The organism is Natronococcus sp. JC468, from assembly GCF_012163165.1.
GTDB lineage: Archaea > Halobacteriota > Halobacteria > Halobacteriales > Natrialbaceae > Natronococcus > Natronococcus jeotgali.
Genome location: NZ_JAAVUO010000009.1, coordinates 15,629 through 32,624, shown reverse-complemented (window position 1 = coordinate 32,624; position 16,996 = coordinate 15,629). Strand labels below are relative to the sequence as shown.

At 69.3% G+C, this 16,996-nt stretch carries 15 protein-coding genes; 9 read left to right on the top strand and 6 right to left on the bottom strand.

Annotated features, from left to right (window positions below; translation table 11 throughout):
• Positions 1 to 28: 28 nt before the first annotated feature.
• Entirely contained in the window at positions 29 to 322 is a 294-nt protein-coding gene (locus GWG54_RS07485) for a hypothetical protein (protein WP_394352920.1), read from the bottom strand.
• Positions 322 to 681 carry a helix-turn-helix domain-containing protein gene (locus tag GWG54_RS07480; protein ID WP_167937185.1) on the bottom strand — a complete coding sequence of 120 codons (360 nt, stop codon included), beginning with the start codon at positions 679 to 681 and terminating at the stop codon, positions 322 to 324. The genes GWG54_RS07485 and GWG54_RS07480 overlap by 1 nt, the downstream gene beginning before the upstream one ends.
• Positions 682 to 790: 109 nt before the next feature.
• Here GWG54_RS07480 and GWG54_RS07475 point away from each other — a divergent pair, with 109 nt between their 5' ends.
• Complete coding sequence (locus GWG54_RS07475; RefSeq protein ID WP_167937184.1) at positions 791 to 2,566, top strand: carbamoyltransferase C-terminal domain-containing protein; 1,776 nt, start codon at positions 791 to 793, stop codon at positions 2,564 to 2,566.
• A gap of 189 nt (positions 2,567 to 2,755) precedes the next feature.
• Positions 2,756 to 4,051, top strand: coding sequence for a 3-phosphoshikimate 1-carboxyvinyltransferase (gene aroA, locus GWG54_RS07470; protein ID WP_167937183.1), 1,296 nt, complete (start codon positions 2,756 to 2,758; stop codon positions 4,049 to 4,051).
• 32 nt (positions 4,052 to 4,083) lie between these two features.
• Here aroA and GWG54_RS07465 read toward each other — a convergent pair whose 3' ends face one another.
• Positions 4,084 to 4,815, bottom strand: a complete 732-nt coding sequence (locus GWG54_RS07465) for a GNAT family N-acetyltransferase (protein ID WP_167937182.1) — start codon at positions 4,813 to 4,815, stop codon at positions 4,084 to 4,086.
• 105 nt (positions 4,816 to 4,920) lie between these two features.
• Between GWG54_RS07465 and GWG54_RS07460 the strand changes: the two genes are divergently transcribed.
• A complete protein-coding gene (locus GWG54_RS07460; protein WP_167937181.1) occupies positions 4,921 to 6,195 on the top strand; it encodes an alkaline phosphatase family protein in 1,275 nt (424 codons plus the stop codon).
• Positions 6,196 to 6,248: 53 nt separating this feature from the next.
• On the opposite strand, the gene GWG54_RS07455 is transcribed toward GWG54_RS07460, so the two are convergent.
• Positions 6,249 to 6,791 (bottom strand): FxLYD domain-containing protein, encoded by a 543-nt coding sequence (locus GWG54_RS07455; protein WP_167937180.1) that lies wholly within the window; start codon positions 6,789 to 6,791, stop codon positions 6,249 to 6,251.
• Between the two features lie 300 nt (positions 6,792 to 7,091).
• Entirely contained in the window at positions 7,092 to 7,826 is a 735-nt protein-coding gene (locus GWG54_RS07450) for a hypothetical protein (protein WP_167937179.1), read from the bottom strand.
• Between the two features lie 163 nt (positions 7,827 to 7,989).
• Between GWG54_RS07450 and aroC the strand changes: the two genes are divergently transcribed.
• From aroC to GWG54_RS07425, 5 genes are all read left to right on the top strand, one after another.
• Positions 7,990 to 9,141: a chorismate synthase gene (aroC, locus tag GWG54_RS07445; RefSeq protein ID WP_167937178.1), complete on the top strand. Its 1,152-nt coding sequence runs from the start codon at positions 7,990 to 7,992 to the stop codon at positions 9,139 to 9,141.
• Positions 9,142 to 9,330: 189 nt separating this feature from the next.
• On the top strand, positions 9,331 to 10,389 hold the full coding sequence (locus tag GWG54_RS07440; RefSeq protein ID WP_167937177.1) for a thiamine pyrophosphate-dependent dehydrogenase E1 component subunit alpha: 1,059 nt from the start codon (positions 9,331 to 9,333) through the stop codon (positions 10,387 to 10,389).
• On the top strand, positions 10,386 to 11,396 hold the full coding sequence (locus tag GWG54_RS07435; protein ID WP_167937176.1) for an alpha-ketoacid dehydrogenase subunit beta: 1,011 nt from the start codon (positions 10,386 to 10,388) through the stop codon (positions 11,394 to 11,396). Before GWG54_RS07440 ends, GWG54_RS07435 begins: the two co-directional genes overlap by 4 nt.
• The gene (locus tag GWG54_RS07430; RefSeq protein ID WP_167937175.1) at positions 11,396 to 12,427 is read left to right on the top strand and encodes an NAD(+)/NADH kinase; all 1,032 of its coding nucleotides are present in this window, start codon (positions 11,396 to 11,398) and stop codon (positions 12,425 to 12,427) included. The genes GWG54_RS07435 and GWG54_RS07430 overlap by 1 nt, the downstream gene beginning before the upstream one ends.
• Positions 12,428 to 12,487: 60 nt before the next feature.
• Positions 12,488 to 12,997: a VOC family protein gene (locus tag GWG54_RS07425; RefSeq protein WP_167937174.1), complete on the top strand. Its 510-nt coding sequence runs from the start codon at positions 12,488 to 12,490 to the stop codon at positions 12,995 to 12,997.
• Between the two features lie 22 nt (positions 12,998 to 13,019).
• Here the strand turns inward: GWG54_RS07425 and GWG54_RS07420 are convergent, their stop codons facing one another.
• Positions 13,020 to 14,828: a 2-oxo acid dehydrogenase subunit E2 gene (locus GWG54_RS07420; protein WP_167937173.1), complete on the bottom strand. Its 1,809-nt coding sequence runs from the start codon at positions 14,826 to 14,828 to the stop codon at positions 13,020 to 13,022.
• A 262-nt stretch (positions 14,829 to 15,090) separates the two neighbouring features.
• Between GWG54_RS07420 and GWG54_RS07415 the strand changes: the two genes are divergently transcribed.
• Positions 15,091 to 16,995 carry a 2-oxoacid:acceptor oxidoreductase subunit alpha gene (locus GWG54_RS07415; RefSeq protein ID WP_167937172.1) on the top strand — a complete coding sequence of 635 codons (1,905 nt, stop codon included), beginning with the start codon at positions 15,091 to 15,093 and terminating at the stop codon, positions 16,993 to 16,995.
• Position 16,996 lies beyond the last annotated feature (1 nt).

The following is a 16,996-nucleotide window of genomic DNA, read 5'->3' as shown; positions in this document are numbered from 1 at the left end:
ACATAATTGCGCGGGTTGCGAGCCGGGACTACGGACCGGACCGGAGCGAGAGCAGTATCAACAGCATGCCGGCGGAGACGAGGCTCGCCTGGACGAGCCCGGCCGACGAGACCGAGATCCCGGCGAGTTCGTACAGCATCCGCTCGCAGACGGCCCCGGTCCCGATGAAGACGAACCCACCGGAGACGTACAGCATCGGTTCGCTGCCGCTCTGGCGGTAGCCGTGAAAGGCCAGGTAGGCGATCGTCAGGCTCAACGCGACCACGACGAGTTTCGCCCCGTAGGCGGCCATCATCTCGGCTCCGGGGACCGTCATCTCCATCAGTCACCACCCCGGAGCTCCTCCCAGAGCTCGGTGAAGTTGCTCGCGAGGTCGTCGCGGGTGTCGACGACGACCCGGAGCTCGTCGCCCTCGAGGGTCGCGTGTACCGACTCGACCGCCGTCCGGTAGACGCTTCGGTGCGAGCCGTCCGGATCGACGACCGTCTTCTCCTCGAGCAGCCCGTGGTCGTCGAGCGTATCGACGCGCCGATAGATCGTCGGCAGCGAGGCCTCGCAGGCGTCGCTGAGCGCCTTGGCCGTCATCGGCTCGTCGTTCGCGGCGGTCAGGATCCGGCGCGCGTACGGGTCCGCGAGCAGGTCCAGTACCGAACCGGAATCGTCGCCGGCGTTGGATTGCACGCACCCCCGTAGTGTCGGGAGTGATATATATCCGACGCTTTTCTGACCGAGATAATACCCGGGGGAACTTTGAGTCGTCTCCCCCTCGTGACCGAACGAGTCCCCGCCAATGAGTTCGTATATTCTCGCCTGCAAGCCTGCGATCGGACTGTACGGCCAGCACGACCCGAGCGCCGTCCTCTTCGAGAACGGCCGGCCCGTGTTCGGCATCGAAGAGGAGCGGCTGACGCGGGACAAACACGCCGTCGACACGTTCCCCGAGCGCGCGATCCGCGCCTGCCTCGAGCACCGCGACCTCGAACTCGCGGACCTCGATCGGATCCTGTTACCCTACGATCCGCAGCTCCGGTCTCGGATCAGCGACCACTATGTCACCGACGCGATCCGCGCTCCCGGGCTCGCCAGGAAGGCGTCGGCCCTCGAGAAGACTGTCGTCGACGAGATCCGGAGTCGCTTCCTTCCGACCCGGCAGGTCGAGGACCGCCTCGCGTCGATCGGAACGCCGGTGCCGCCCGTCGAGTGTCGCGCCCACCACCGCTGTCACGCCGCGAGCGCCTTTCACCCCTCCGGGTTCGACGACGCGCTGGTCCTGACGATCGACGCGAAAGGCGAGTACGATTCGACGGTCGTCTGGCGGGGCACCCCCGACGGACTGGCGCGAGTCCGAACCTACGAGCACCCCAACAGTCTCGGGCTCTTCTTCGCGATCGTCACCGAGTACCTGGGGTATCGGATGTTCAACGGTGAGGGGAAGGTGATGGGACTGGCGCCCTACGGCGAGCGCCGCCCCGAGATCGAACGCACCCTGCGCGGCCTGATCGACACCGGCGTCGACTACGACGTCACGCCGTTGACGAAACGCTGGGGCACCGGCTACGGCGTCGAGAAACTCGAGGACGCGTTCGGTCGCCCGCGAAACGACAGCCCCGGTCAGTTCGACCAGTGGGAGAAAGACCTCGCCCGTACCGCCCAGGCGCTCCTCGAGGAGACGGTCTGTGAGATCGTCGAGGCCTACCTCGGCGCCTCCCGCTCGAACGACGTCGCGCTCGCCGGCGGCGTCGCCCTGAACTGCAAGCTCAACAAGAGCGTCCGGGAGCTGGAGGCCGTCGACGACACGTTCATCCAGCCGGTAGCTCACGACGCCGGGCTCGCGCTCGGCGCCGGCTGGCTCGACCGCCGCCCCGACGGCGTCGAGCCCCAGACGACGGTCTACCTCGGTCCGGAGTACGAGACGAGCGAGATCGAGTCGCTGCTCGAGACCAACAAGATCCGGTACGCCAAACCCGACGACCTCGAGGGCTACGTCGCCGAGCGGCTGGCCGACGGCGCCCTCGTCGGCTGGTTCCAGGGACGCATGGAGATGGGCCCGCGGGCGCTGGGCGCCCGGAGCATCCTCGCCGATCCCCGCAGCGCCGAGTCACGGGACCGGGTCAACAGGTACGTCAAACACCGCGAGGAGTGGCGCCCCTTCGCCCCCTCGATGCTCGAGGACGCCGCCGAGGAGTACCTGATCGACGGCGGGCCCGCGCCGTTCATGATCGACACCTTCGACGTCCGACCCGAGAAGGTCGACGACCTCGAGGCGGTGCTCCACCCCGCGGACGACTCGACCCGGCCCCAGACCGTCCGCGAGGACCAGCATCCCCGCTACTACCGGCTGATCTCGGAGTTCGAGTCCATCACCGGGGTTCCGGTCGTTCTGAACACCTCCTTCAACGACCACGCCGAACCGATCGTCAACACGCCCACGGAGGCGGTCAAGGACTTCTACGGGATGGGTCTGGACGTCCTCGTCCTCGAGGACTGCGTCGTCGAGAAGCAGGCCGAGAAACTCGACGACGTTCGCGGTGGTGAGGCCGTCGTGGCCGGCACGACCGGCGAGTAGCCCTCCGAGACGTCGCGGGACTCCCGGACCCCCTCGAGCGAAGACCGCTCTCACGGGGGAGGACACGGAACATCCTCGGTCTTCGAGAGCGACACCGATCCCGTTTCGCTCGAGGAGTTCCCGTCTCGCTACCACTCACAATACTACCAGCATCGGTACCGTGATGGGGCGTCCCTTCCCAGGACCAGTATGGACGTCACCGTCACTCCCTCCCGCGTCGCGGGACGGGCTCGAGCGCCGCCCTCGAAGAGCTACACCCACCGCGCGATCCTCGCGGCCGGGTACGCAACCGAAACGACCGTCCGAGACGCCCTCTGGAGCGCCGACACGAAAGCCACGGCCCGCGCCGTCTCGCTGTTCGGCGGGAGCGTCGATCGCAGCGAGGACGACAGCCTCGAGGTCGCGGGATTCGACGGCCGGCCGGGCGTTCCGGACGACGTCATCGACTGCGAGAACAGCGGGACGACGATGCGGCTGGTGACGGCCGCGGCCGCCCTAGCCGACGGCACGAGCGTCCTCACCGGGGACGAGTCGCTTCGGAGTCGGCCCCAGGGTCCGCTGCTCGAGGCGATCGCCGACCTCGGGGGCGAAGCCTTCAGCACCCGCGGCAACGGGCAGGCCCCGCTGGTCGTCACGGGACCGATCTCCGGAACCGAGGTCTCGATCCCGGGCGACGTCTCCTCGCAGTACGTTACGGCGCTGCTGATGGCCGGCGCGGTCACCGAGGACGGCCTCGAGATCACCCTCGAGACCGATCTCAAGTCGGCGCCGTACGTCGACATCACGCTCGAGGTGCTCGCCGATTTCGGCGTCGAAGCCGAACGGACCGAACGCGGGTTCGCCGTCGCGGGCGGCCAGCGCTACGATCCCGCGGGCGGAGAGTACCGCGTTCCCGGGGACTTCTCCTCGATCTCGTACCTGCTCGCGGCTGGTGCCATCGCCGGCGACGAGGACGGCGTCCGGATCGCGGGCGCCCGACCGAGCGCGCAGGGCGACAAAGCGATCGTCGAGATCGTCGCGGAGATGGGCGCGGACGTCGACTGGAACCGCGAGGCGGGGACGATCGACGTCGCCGCGGCCGACCTCGAGGGGGTCGAGGTGTCGGTCGCGGACACGCCGGACCTGCTGCCGACGCTCGCGACGCTGGGGGCGGTCGCCGACGGCGAGACCCGCATCGTCGACGCCGAGCACGTCCGCTACAAGGAGACCGATCGCGTGAGCGCGATGGCCGAGGAACTCGAGAAGCTGGGCGTCGAGACGACCGAGGCGCCGGACTCGCTGACGGTCCACGGAAGCGAGTCGACCCTCGAGGGCGCCGTGGTCGACGGCCGGGGCGACCACCGGATCGTGATGGCGCTGGCCCTCGCCGGACTCGTCGCCGACGGCGAGACGACGATCGCGGGCGCCGAGCACGTCGACGTCTCGTTCCCGACGTTCTTCGAGACGCTCGAGGAACTGGGCGTTGCCCTCGAGCGCGAGGGCTGACCGCAACTCGGGTGTGAGGCCTGCCGACTCGCTCAGAACGTGTAGGCCATCAACACCTCGTCGACGAACTCGTCGTCGATCGTGTAGTGGTTCCGGCGGATCCCCTCGGTGTTCCAGCCGTGGTCCTCGAGAAAGGCCAGCGCCTCGTCGTTGGTCGCCGGAACGCTGTTGTACACCTTCCGGTAGCCGTTGGCTTCGGCCCAGTCGACCCCGCGGGTGAGTAAGGCGTCGCCGACGCCGCGCCGGCGGTGGTCGGGACGGACGCCGACGGTGAGCTGGGCCGTCTCGCGGAGCTTCTCGACCTGCGGGAGGTCGAGGTGGACCCAGCCCGCGACCTCGTCGTCGACCGTCGCGACGAAGAACACCCGCGACTCCACGGTGTTGTGGCGGGTGACGGCGTCCTCGTACAGCAACTGTTCGGCGACGCTCTCGGCGACGACGTACGACTCCTTCGACGTTACCTCGCGGATCGCGTCCACGAGCCCGTCGAAGTCCCGGTTCTGCCCGGGTCGGATGAGGTAGGTCGCGTCGTCGGTCTCGTACTCCTCGACGGAGCCGACGTCGAGCGCGAGCCGGACCGTGCCGCCGCTCTCCTCGAGGTAGCCCTTGGTCTCTAACTCCTCGAGCGCCGACCGGAACCGCGCGGGCGAGAGCGACGTCAGCTCCCGAAGCCGGTGTCGAGCCGCCGTCCCGTGCCGTTCGACGTGCTGGTAGACCGCCTTGCTCTCCTCGCTTTCGAACGTCGGCCGCTCGGGTGCGCGCATACGGGGTGTCATCGCACGGGACGGGTATAGTCCTTGCTATCAGGTACCAATGCACAAGGACCGACCGCCGGAGGGACTTTTTCCGATGGGCCCGTCGGCACGGGTATGCGCGCGTCCCTCGAGTCGCGGCTCCGCGAGCGGTCCGACGAGGACGGGATCGTCTTCCCGGCGTACGACGACTACTCCTTCGCGAACGTCCCGGAGACGGCGCTCGCCGTCCTCGACGACGCGTTCGAGCGACGGCTGCCCGCCGACGTCCTCGAGGGCGTCGACACGGCCGTCGACAACGTCGTCGTCTTCCTGCTGGACGGGTTCGGCTACGAGCACTGGAAGCGCCACCGCGGCGCCCACGAGTTCCTCCGCCGGATCGAGGACGCCGGCACGGTGGCCCCGCTGACAGCGATCTACCCCTCCGAGACGGCCGCGGCGCTGACCACCGTCGCCACCGCTTCGCCCCCCGTCGAACACGGCCTGCTGGGCTGGTTCCAGTACCTCGAGTCGGCGGGACGGATCGTCGAGACGCTCCCCTTCCGCACCCTCGAGGGCGATCCCCTCGCGGACGTCTCGCCGTCGTCGTCGGCGACCGAGCTGTTTGCCGGGCGGTCGATCTACGAGCGGGCCGAGCGGGCGGGGATCGACCCGTACGCGATCCTGCCCGCCGAGTTCGTCGAATCGGGGTACACCCGCGCGACGACCGCGGGCGCCACCCGGGTCGGGTACGACACCGCGACCGACCTCGCACTGTCGATTCGCCGCGCTCTCGAGGTGTCGGCCGATCCGGCCTACGTCTACGCCTACGAGCCGACGATCGACGCGATCTCCCACGCCGAGGGAACCGGGACCGAGCGCTACCGACAGAACCTCGCGGCCGTCCTCGAGCGCCTGCAACACGAACTGCTCGAGCGCCTCGATCCCGACCTCGCGGCGCGGACGCTGCTCGTGGTGACGGCCGACCACGGGATCGTCGACACCGCGCCCGAGGAGAACGTCGTGATGACCGACTGGGAACGGTGGCCGTCGCTGCGGGAGACGTTCCGCCGCGACGAGGCGGGCGAGCCCCGCCTGCCGACGGGTAGCCCCCGAAACGTCCACTTTCACGTCCGCCCCGACCGCCTCGAGAAGGCCCGCGGGATCGTCGACTCGACCCTCGACGGTCGGACGTTCACCCGCGAGGAGGCCCTCGAGAGCGACCTGTTCGGCCCCGGCGAGCCGTCGGCGCTGTTCGAACGGCGCTGCGGCGACCTGATCGCGGTCCACCGCAACCGCGGGCTGTGGTGGGCGGAGATGGACTCGATCGGGATGCACGGCGGGCTCACGGGCGAGGAGATGCTGGTTCCCCTGGCCGCGGCCCGGCTCGACGCGCTGCGGGCGAGCCGGTAGCGTCTCCCGTCGCTACCGGTGCCCTCTGGCCCCGCTCCCCCGCCGACCGCGGCTCAGACCGGGGAGCGATCCGTCGGCTCCGCGCTCGCGATCCCGACCGCGTACCCCGCGACACCGTCCGCGACGCTCATCAGTTCGAACGCCCACTCCTCGCCGTCGGCCAGCTCGGCGGTGCGCACAACCGCGTCGTCGATCGCCTCGCCGTCCGTGTCGTAGAAGACGGCGCCCACCTCGACGGGACCGAGGTCCTCGCCCGTTTCGTTGGACACGACCCCCGTCACCGTAACCGAGAAGTCGTCCTCGACGAGTTCGTGCTCCGTGATCGCGAGCCCCTCCATCGGCGGCTCGCCCTCGATGCGCTCCTCGAGGTCGGCGTCTTCGCTTTCACCGTCCTCGCTTTCTCCGTCGCCCGCGTCGTCGCTCTCGTTTCCGCCCCCGTCGGCGTCGGCTTCGTTGCCGCCGTCGCCGGCCGCGGTCTCGGCGCCGTCTCCGTCGTCGGATCCGTTCTCGTCGTTCTCGTCCCCCTCGGACGCGCAGCCGGCGAGGACCGCCGAGGCCGCGACGCCCGTTCCGAGTAGCACCGTTCGTCTGTCCATGCGCGAGCGTATCGCGTTCGCCGAGTTGAGTATACGCCGCCTATCCGGTGGCGACGGGGTCGTTATGGGACCGACCGCGGCCGTACGCCGCGCCTATCGTCTCGCCGGACCCGAACCCGTCCCGGTCGGCTCGAGTCGGTCGGGGCGACCGCGCCGCCGTCTTCGAGTCGACCCGCCGGTTTCCGCCGGCCGTAGGCAGGCCCTTCTTTGCGAAGGGTGGTTCGGCCCGGCCGGAACGGCGTCCGTACCGACCGTTCGCGCACAGCGGCGACGAGACCGCCTCGCGGGTCCCGAAGCGGCTCAGGACGCCTTCAACAGCAGCGTACAGACCACCGCGACGACCGAGGCGAGGACGATCGCCGAGGGAGACGACGGCGTCCCCGCGCCCCCGGACGCGGCGAGCGCGACGATCGCGACGACTCCGAGGGTCGCGAGCGCTCCGATCACGAACGGCCGTCGTCTCCCCTCGGCGGCGTCGGCTTCGGCCGTCGACGGCCGGTGGCGCCGCTGGAGCGTCCCGATCGCGCGAAACCGGCGCCCGTCGCTCGCCCGCCGCTCGAGCGACCGTTTCAGCTGTCGCCAGACGTCGACCGTCTCGGACGGGATCCGATGTCCGTACAGGATCAGGTAGTCGTACTCCCGAAGCAGCGAGCGGAGGCGCTTGTGCATCCACTCCCTGGATCGCCCGGTCAGGTTGTGGACGATCTTGATGCCGATCCGACCGTCGACGACGATGTCGCAGTAGTCGGACCGCTTGGGCCGCGAGATCGAGGCGGCCGCCGATCGGTGCCCGACCGCCTGCAGGTCGCGCCCGATCGAGCGCCGGAGCTTGCGCTCGACGACGGGCTCCGACTCGTCCTCGCTGCCGTTCATCCACCGCTCGAGGGCGAACACCACGTGCCAGTAGACGTGCTCGGTCTCGCGAACCGACTCGGATCCGGCACGCGTCGCCAGCCGGTTCTCGATCGCGAGGCACTTGTCGGACGCCGTCGGTCGACCCCGTTCTCCGCCCGGTTCGTTCGACCGCACACCCATACTCTCGCAGACACATTCAAGAAGTATGAAAGTAACTGCCGCGAGGCCGTCCCCGCCACCGCCGTTGCGCTCGAGGTCGAACGGAAGGGATCGTCCCGGGTCCGGGGCCCGGTCTCGAGCCAATCCTGCACCCATAAGTGCGCGCGCCACCGAGGGAGTGACAATGAACGGCAACCGCTTCGGTCGCCTCTTCCAGGTGACCACGTTCGGCGAGAGCCACGGGGAGGCGATGGGCTGTACCGTCTCGGGCTGTCCCGCCGGCCTCGAGCTCTCCGAGGAGGACATCCAGGCAGACCTCGATCGGCGCAAACCGGGCCAGTCGATGATCACGACCTCTCGGGGCGAACCCGACGACGTCTCGATCAAATCGGGGATCCAGGACGGCTACACGACGGGGACGCCGATCGGGATGGTGATCCAGAACAAGGACGCCCGCTCGGGGAAGTACGAACCGTTCATCACCGCGCCCCGGCCGAGCCACGGCGACTTCACCTACTCGGCGAAGTTCGGCACCCGCAACTGGGGCGGCGGCGGCCGCTCCTCGGCCCGCGAGACTGTCAACTGGGTCGCCGCGGGCGCCATCGCGAAGAAACTGCTCGCCCGCGAGGGGATCGAGCTCAAGGCCCACGTGAACCAGATCGGCGACGTCGAGGCGCCCGAGGTGAGCTTCGAGGACCTGCTCGAGCACAGCGAGGACAACGACGTTCGCTGCGCCCACCCCGAGACCGCCGCGGAGATGCAGGAACTCATCGAGGAGTATCAGGAGGAGGGCGACTCCATCGGCGGGTCGATCTACTTCGAGGCCCGAGGGGTTCCGGTCGGACTCGGCGCGCCCCGCTTCGACTCGCTGTCGGCGCGGCTCGGCCAGGCGATGATGGCCGTGCCCGCGACGACGGCCTTCGAGTTCGGGCTCGGCCGCGAGGCCCGCGAGTGGACCGGCAAGGAGCGAAACGACGACTGGGAGTTCGACGACAAGGGTAATCCGACACCCGTCGAGAACGACCACGGCGGGATCCAGGGCGGGATCAGCTCGGGGGAGCCGATCTACGGCGAGGTGACGCTGCACGCCCCGACCTCGATCCCCAAGAGCCAGCAGACCGCCGACTGGGAGACGGGCGAACTCACAGAGGAGCAGGTCATCGGCCGCCACGATCCCGTCCTGCCGCCCCGCGGCGTGCCCGTCGTCGAGGCGATGCTCGCGCTGACGCTCGTCGACTTCATGCTGCTCTCCGGTCGCCTGAACCCCGACCGCGTCGACGACCAGCCGGGCGAGTACGACACCGACTACCACCCGAGCAACCCGAACAACGAGTAGCCGACAGCCTCGCTTTTCCTCCCGGCGATACCCCCCTGCTCCTCGAGAGCGCGGCGAACCCGTCCGGATCGGAACTGCGCTTCGCTGCCCCCGTTTGCCCGTCCGCGTCGGCGATCCGAACTTCTCCGTGGTACCACCTCGTGGTGACTGCTAGCACTTATTGTGGATGTTACCGAACCCTAGCCTGTCATGGGAGAACTTGACATAGAAACGGCGGAGGGGAGACGGGAGGCGTTGCGCCGAATGTTGACCATCCGGGCGTTCGACACGGAGGCGGGCGACCGCTTCGCGGACGGCGAGATTCCGGGGTTCGTCCACCTCTACATCGGCGAGGAGGCGGTCGGGGTCGGCACCTGCGCCGCCCTCGAGGACGACGACTACATCGCGAGCACCCACCGCGGCCACGGCCACTGCATCGCGAAGGGGCTGGATCCGAAGTACATGATGGCCGAGCTGTACGGCAGGGCCGAGGGCTACTGCAACGGCAAGGGCGGCTCGATGCACATCGCCGACGTCGACGCGGGCATGCTCGGCGCCAACGGCATCGTCGGGGCGGGACCGCCGATGGCGACGGGCGCGGCGCTGTCGATCGACTACCAGGACCGCGACCAGGTCGCGGTCGGCTTCCTCGGCGACGGCGCGGTTGCCCAGGGGCAGGTCCACGAGGCGATGAACCTCGCGGCGACGTGGGACCTGCCGGCGATCTTCGTCGTCGAGAACAACCACTACGGCGAGGGGACGCCCGTCGAGAAGCAACACAACGTCGACAACCTGAGCGACACCGCCCAGGCCCACGATATTCCGGGATTGACCGTCGACGGGATGGATATCACCGCGGTCGCGGAGGCCGTCGGCGAGGCCCGTGCCCGCGCCAGGGCCGGCGACGGACCGACGCTGGTCGAGGCCGAGACCTACCGCTACCGGGGCCACTACGAGGGCGACGAGGAGCCCTACCGCGACGACGACGAGATCGAGCGCTGGCAGGACCGCGACGCGATCGACTCCTTCAAGCGGCGGCTGATCGACCGCGGCGAGCTCACCGCCGAGGAGTTCGACGACCTCGAGCGCGAGGTCGAGGCCGAGATCGAGGCGGCGGTCGAGTTCGCACAGAACGCCGATCCGCCGGCGCCCCACGAGGCCTACGACGACATGTTCGCCGAGACACCCCCCGAGATCGAGCGGTTCGCGGCCGCCGCGCGGACCAGCACTGACGGCGGCGAGCGGATCGAGGGAGGTGAGCGACGATGACCGCCCAAGCCGAACGCGAACTCGAGACCGAGACCGAGACGATGACGGTCCGCGAGGCCGTCCGCCAGGCGCTGCGCGAGGAACTTGAGCGCGACGAGGACGTCTACCTCATGGGCGAGGACGTCGGCCTCTTCGGCGGGGTCCTCGAGGTCACCAGTGGACTGTACGACGAGTTCGGCGGCGAGCGCATACGAGACACGCCGATCAGCGAGGCCGGATTCATGGGCGCGGCGACGGGCGCGGCGGCGACGGGTACCCGCCCGGTCGTCGAGCTCATGTTCTCCGACTTCGCGGGCGTCTCGATGGAACAGATCATGAACCAGATGGCGAAGATGCGCTACATGTTCGGCGGGAAGGCCGAGATGCCCGTCACGGTGCGCACCACCGAGGGCGGGGGGATGGGCGCCGCGAGCCAGCACTCGGGGACGATCCACACCTGGATCGCCCACTTCCCCGGGCTGAAGGCCGTCGCCCCGGGCACCGCCGCGAGCGCGAAGGGGCTGACGAAGGCCGCGATCCGGTCGGACGATCCCGTCTTCGTCTTCGAGAACAAGATGATCTACGAGCAGGAGGGCGCGGTGCCGACCGACGAGGACTTCACGATCCCGCTGGGCGAGGCCGCTGTCGAGCGCGAGGGCGAGGACGTTACGGTCGTCGCCACCCAGCGGCTGGTCGGCGAGTCGCTCCAGACCGCCGAGAGCCTGGCCGAAACAGGAGTGGAGGCGGAGGTGATCGACCCGCGATCGCTGTACCCCCTCGACACGGAGACGATCGTCGAGAGCGTCCGGAAGACGGGCCGGCTCATCGTCGCCGACGAGAGTCCGCTGTCCTACGGCACCCACGCCGAGATCATCGCCCGCGTCCAGGAGGAGGCCTTTTTCAGCCTCGATGCGCCGATCCAGCGGGTCGGCACGCCCGACACCCACATGCCGTTTAGCACGCCCCTCGAGCAGGAGGTCCTGCCGGATGGCGACGACGTCCGCGAGGCGATCGAGCGGGTGACGTAGTGCCCCGCGTCGGACTGGTCGTCAACCCCGCCGCCGGACGCGACATCCGGCGGCTCACCGGCGGCGCCAGCGTCGTCGACGACTACGCGAAGCGACGGGTCGCCGACTGCGTCCTCAAGGGGTTGACCGCGGTCGCGGACCCGCCGACGGTCCGGCTCATGCCCGATCGATCCGGGATCGCCGACCACGTCCTCGCGGAGGCGCCCGACGAACTCGAGGCCGAAGCCCTCGAGATCCCCCTCGAGCGCTCGGCTGCGGATACGCGACGGGCGGCCGCACGCTTTCGCGAGGACGGCGTCGAGGCGGTCGTCGTCCTCGGGGGCGACGGGACGACCCGCGACGTCGCCGGCGAGATCGGGTCGGTTCCAGTCGTCTCGGTCTCGACGGGAACGAACAACGTCGTCCCCTCGGCCGTCGACGGCACCGTCGCGGGCGTCGCCGCGGCGCTGGTCGCAACGGGCACCGTCCTGGCCGCCAGCGTCGTCGAGCGACACGGACGGATCGAGGCCCGCGCCGAGACCCCGAACGGGGAGAAGCGACTCGACGCACTCGCGGCTGCCGAGGTCTCCTCCAGGTCGTTCGTCGGTTCCCGGGCGCTGCTCGAGCCCGACGACCTCGTCGGGGGTGTGGTTTCGCGGGCCCACCCGGGCGACATCGGACTCCCCGCGGTCGCCGGGGCACTCGAGCCCCTTGCGCCCGACGACCCGGGCGGCGTCGCCCTGCGGCTGACCGATCCCGAGGACGCCCCGCGGACCGCGCGGGCAGCGCTCGCACCCGGCGTGGTGGCGACCGTCGGGATCGAGTCGGTCGAGCGGATCGGGCCGGACGACCCGGTTCGGTTCGAGGTTCCGGACGGCGTCGTCGGCGCCGACGGCGAGCGCGAACTCGAGCTCACCGACGCGACCGTCGAGTTCCGGGTCCGCGCCGACGGGCCGCGGCTCGTCGACGTCGACGCGACGCTCTCGGCCGGAAGCGAGGCCGGCGCGTTCGCGCTCGAGGCGGCCGACAGACCGCCCGCGTCGGAGGACTGAAACGCCGGGCGGTCGCTTGCGCGCCCAAAGCGCTATTTCGTCGGCCGTCGACGCCTCTATATGGGTAGTGAGGACATACCACAGACCGACGTCGAGCTCCCCGAACTCTCGCAGATCGCGTTCGTCGTCGAGGACATCGAGGACGGGATGGATCGCTTCGGCGGGCTGCTCGGGATCAGTCCCTGGGAGATTCACCGCTTCGAGCCGCCCGCGCTGACCGATCGCACCTTCCGGGGCGAGGACGGCGAGTTCTCGATGGTGCTCGCGCTGGCACAGCTCGGCGACACCATGATCGAGCTGATCGAACCGCTCGAGGGGCCCAGCATCTACACCGAACACCTCGAGGACCACGGCGAGGGGCTCCACCACGTCGCCTGCTTCGCGTTCGAGGACCCCCACGCGGTCGTCGAGACGTTCGAGGACGCGGGGATGCCGGTGCTCCAGAGCGGAAACTACGACGGCGTTGAGTTCTGGTACTTCGACACCGCGGACGAACTCAACGGGGCGATCTTCGAGACCGCCGCGAACGTCGACGCGATCCCTGAGCCCGACGCGACGTACCCCGAGTGATCGAGTCGCCCCGCGAGGGCTCTCAGAGCCGTTCCCAGGAGAGTTCGAGCGACAGATCCTCCCGAAGCAGCTGCGAGACGTGACAGCCCCGCTCGCCGAGGTCGACGATCCGCTCGAGGGTCTCGTCGTCGGCGTCGCTCTCGAGGCGAACCGTCGCGGCGATCCGTTCGACCGAACCGTGCTCGGGCTCGGCGTCGGTCGTGACGTCGATTCCGCCGACCGCGGCGTCGCGCTTCTCGGCCTGGAACCGAACCGAGAGCGAGAGACAGGCGGCCAGCCCGCCGAGGAAGACGTCGACGGGCGTCGGTCCCGTCTCCGTCCCGCCGGCCGCTTCGGGCTCGTCGTAGTGCCACTCGAACGATCCCGCCTCGATCCGACCGCTCATCCCCTCGGCGTTCGAGGCGGTGACGGTTCGGCCGGGCATCTCCGTTTCGGCGCCCGCGGCGTCCTCGCGGTCGATACCCTCGGGCAGCAGCGCCCACGGCTCCTCGACGCGCTCGACCAGCGTCTCGAGGAACCTGGCGGCGTCGGCGCCGTCGACGACCCGGTGATCGAAGGAGAGGTCGAACGGGAGGTGGCGGCGCCACTCGACGCCGTCGTCGGGGCCCCGCGTCGGTCGTTCGGCGACGGCGTCGACCCCGAGGATGGCGATCTGGGGCGGGTTGATGATCGGGTCGAACGACTCGACGCCGAGCACGCCGAGGTTCGTCACCGTGAACGTCCCGCCCCGCAGGTCGTCCATCGTGTACTCGCCCTCGAGGGCGGCCCCGACGAGCTCGCGACGCTCGCGCGCGACCGCCTCGAGTGACTTCTCGTCGACGTCCCGGAGCACGGGGGCGATGAGCCCCTGCTCGACGTCGACGGCGACCCCGAGGTTGTGCTCGTTCCAGAGGCGGTGGGTGTCGTCCTCGAAGGTCGCGTTGAACGCGGGGTGGTCCTCGAGGGCCGCAGAGACCGCGAGCAGGAGGACGTCCTGGACGGAGACGTCCGCCTCGAGCGCGTCGTCCGCGGCGTCGGCGGCGGCGAACAGCGCCTCGGCGTCGGCCTCGCGGTGGGTCGTGACGTGGACGGCCTCGCGGTAGCTCTCCCCGAGCCGCGAGGCGATCGTCCGGCGCATCCCGTCGAAGGGTCGTTCCTCGCGGAGGCTGCGTCCGGCGTTGTCGGCGGACTCGGCCGCGCGTTCGACGTCCTCCTCCGTGACCGATCCCTGGTAGCCCGTCCCCTCGGCGGTCGCGAGGTCGACGCCGAGCTCCTCGGCGCGCTTGCGGGCCCGCGGGGAGGCCTGGATGTCGCCCCCCGACTCATCCCCGTCGGCGTCGGCGACACGTTCGACGTCGTCCTCGGTGATCGCCCCCTGGTAGCCCGATCCCTCGAGCCCCTCGAGGTCCACCCCGAGCTCCTCGGCTCGTTTGCGTGCGCGAGGGGAGACCTTGCCCGCGTCGGCGGCCGACGCCGATCCCGTCGCCGAGGCGGCGCCGTCGGTCGCGGCTTCGGCGCTCGAGTCCGCGCCCGCGCTCGCGCCAGCCCCGTCGTCGGCGTCGGCGTCCTCGAGTTCCGCCTCGACCTCGGCCTCCAGATCGTCGATCTCGGCGTCGGCGGGGGCGACGATCCCGATCGGCGTTCCGGGGGGGACCGTCTCGCCCGGCTCGAGGTAGGTCCGCCGGAGGACGCCGTCCTCGCGGGCGTCGACCTCGGCGACGCTCTTCTCGGACTCGACCTCGGCGACGACCTCGCCCTCCTCGAGGGTCTCTCCCTCGGCTCTCTCCCACCCCAGAAGCTCCCCGCGTTCCATCTCGAGTCCGAGCTTCGGCATCTTGATAACGTATCCCATGGACAAGTTCGCACGACGAGCGAATAAAGCGTATCGGTGTTCCCGGCGAAACCCCTCGGCGATCGAACCCCGGTCACCCCACCGCCCGCTGGCGAACCGGTCGCCGTTCGTCGGACCCGCTACTGGTAACGACTGCAAAGTTACCAGGTAAATTGGATGGTTGTACATTCTTCACGATAGATGCATGGCAATCTATAGCAAAGGCTTTAGGCACGGTGAGACAAAAATTCGGATACGGCTGGCCGCCAGGCCACTGATTTCAATGAGCGATGACGAACTCATCTGGCGAGTCTCAGGCGGTTCCGGAGACGGGATCGACTCGACGAGCCAGAACTTCGCGAAGGCGCTGATGCGCTCGGGGCTCGACGTATTCACACACCGCCACTATCCCTCGCGGATCCGTGGCGGCCACACCTACGTCGAAATCCGGGCCGCAGCCGACGAGGTACAGTCTCGGGGCGACGGCTACAACTTCCTCCTCGCGCTGGGGGACTCGTTCGCCCGGAACCCCCAGGAGGAGGCCTACTACGGCAACGAGGAGATCAAACCCCTCTCGGAGAACTTGGACGAGCTCCGCGAGGGCGGGGTCATCGTCTACGACGAGGGGCTGCTCAGCGAGGACGACATCGCCGAGCTCGACCTGGAGGAACGCGCCGAGGAGAACGGCTGGCACGTCTACCCGGTCGACCTTCGCGGGCTCGCCAAGGAGCACGGCCGCGAGGTCATGCGCAACACCGCCGGCGTCGGTATCACGGCGGGACTGCTCGACATGGAACTCGAGCACATCGAAGACCTGATGTCCGACGCGATGGGCGGGGACATCCTCGAGGCGAACCTCGAGATCCTCCACGAGGCCTACGAGATGGTCGGCGACGAGATCGAGGTCGAGCACGACCTGCGCGCCCCCGAGGGCGAGCACGACGCCGAGCAGGCGCTGCTGTCGGGCTCGAACGCGATCGCCTACGGCGCGATCGACGCCGGCTGTCGCTTTATCGCCGGCTACCCGATGACGCCGTGGACCGACGTGTTCACGATCCTCAGCCAGAACTTCCCCCAGATGGGCGGCGTCTCCGAGCAGGTCGAGGACGAGATCGCCGCGGCCGCGCTCGCGGTGGGCGCGAGCCACGCCGGCGTCAAGGCGATGTCCGGTTCCTCCGGGGGCGGCTTCGCGCTGATGAGCGAACCGCTCGGACTGGCCGAGATGACCGAGACGCCGGTCGTGCTCGTCGAGTCGATGCGGGCCGGCCCCTCGACGGGGATGCCGACCAAGCCCGAACAGGCCGACCTCGAGCACGTCCTCTATACGAGCCAGGGCGACTCCCAGCGTGTCGTCTTCGCGCCGGGGACTATCGAGGAGGCCTACGAACAGACGCGGCTGGCCTTCGACATTGCCTGGGACTACCAGATCCCGGCGATCGTCATCTACGACCAGAAGCTCTCCGGCGAGAACACCAACGTCGACGTCGACTTCTTCGACCGCGAGGTCTCGCCGGATCTGGGCTCGACGCTGACCGAGGACGAACTGAAGGAGGCCGCTCACGACAACTCCGGGAAGTTCAAGCGGTTCAACTACGAGGACGCCGAGGACGGCGTCGCGCCGCGCTCGATTCCCGGACAGAAGGGCGGACGCTACCTCGCGACCGGTAACGAGCACTCGCCCGTCGGCCACATCAGCGAGGACCCCGACAACCGCGTCGCCCAGATGGAACGGCGCCTCGAGAAACTCGAGAAGATCCGGGAGGAGCTCGACGAGGAGCGCGACTCCACCCAGACCTACTTCGGCCCCGACGAGGCCGAGTACGGTATCATCACGTGGGGCTCCTCGCAGGGTGCCGTCGCCGAAGCCGTCGACCGCCTGAACGAGAACGGCCACTCCGTCAAGGGCCTCAGCGTCTCCGACATGATGCCCTTCGCCGAGCGGGAGGTCACGGAGTTCCTGGAGAGCGTCGACGAAGCGATGGTCGTCGAGATGAACGCCACCGCGCAGTTCCGCGGCCTGATCCAGAAGGAGCTGGGCCGGTTCGGCGACAAGATGACCAGTCTGCTGAAGTTCAACGGCAACCCCTTCGAGCCCGCCGAGATCGTCGAGGGCTACGAGGTCAACCTGGCTGACGAGGACCGCCAGCCAGAGGCACAGGTACGGATCGAACCCGCTGCAGGTGACTGAA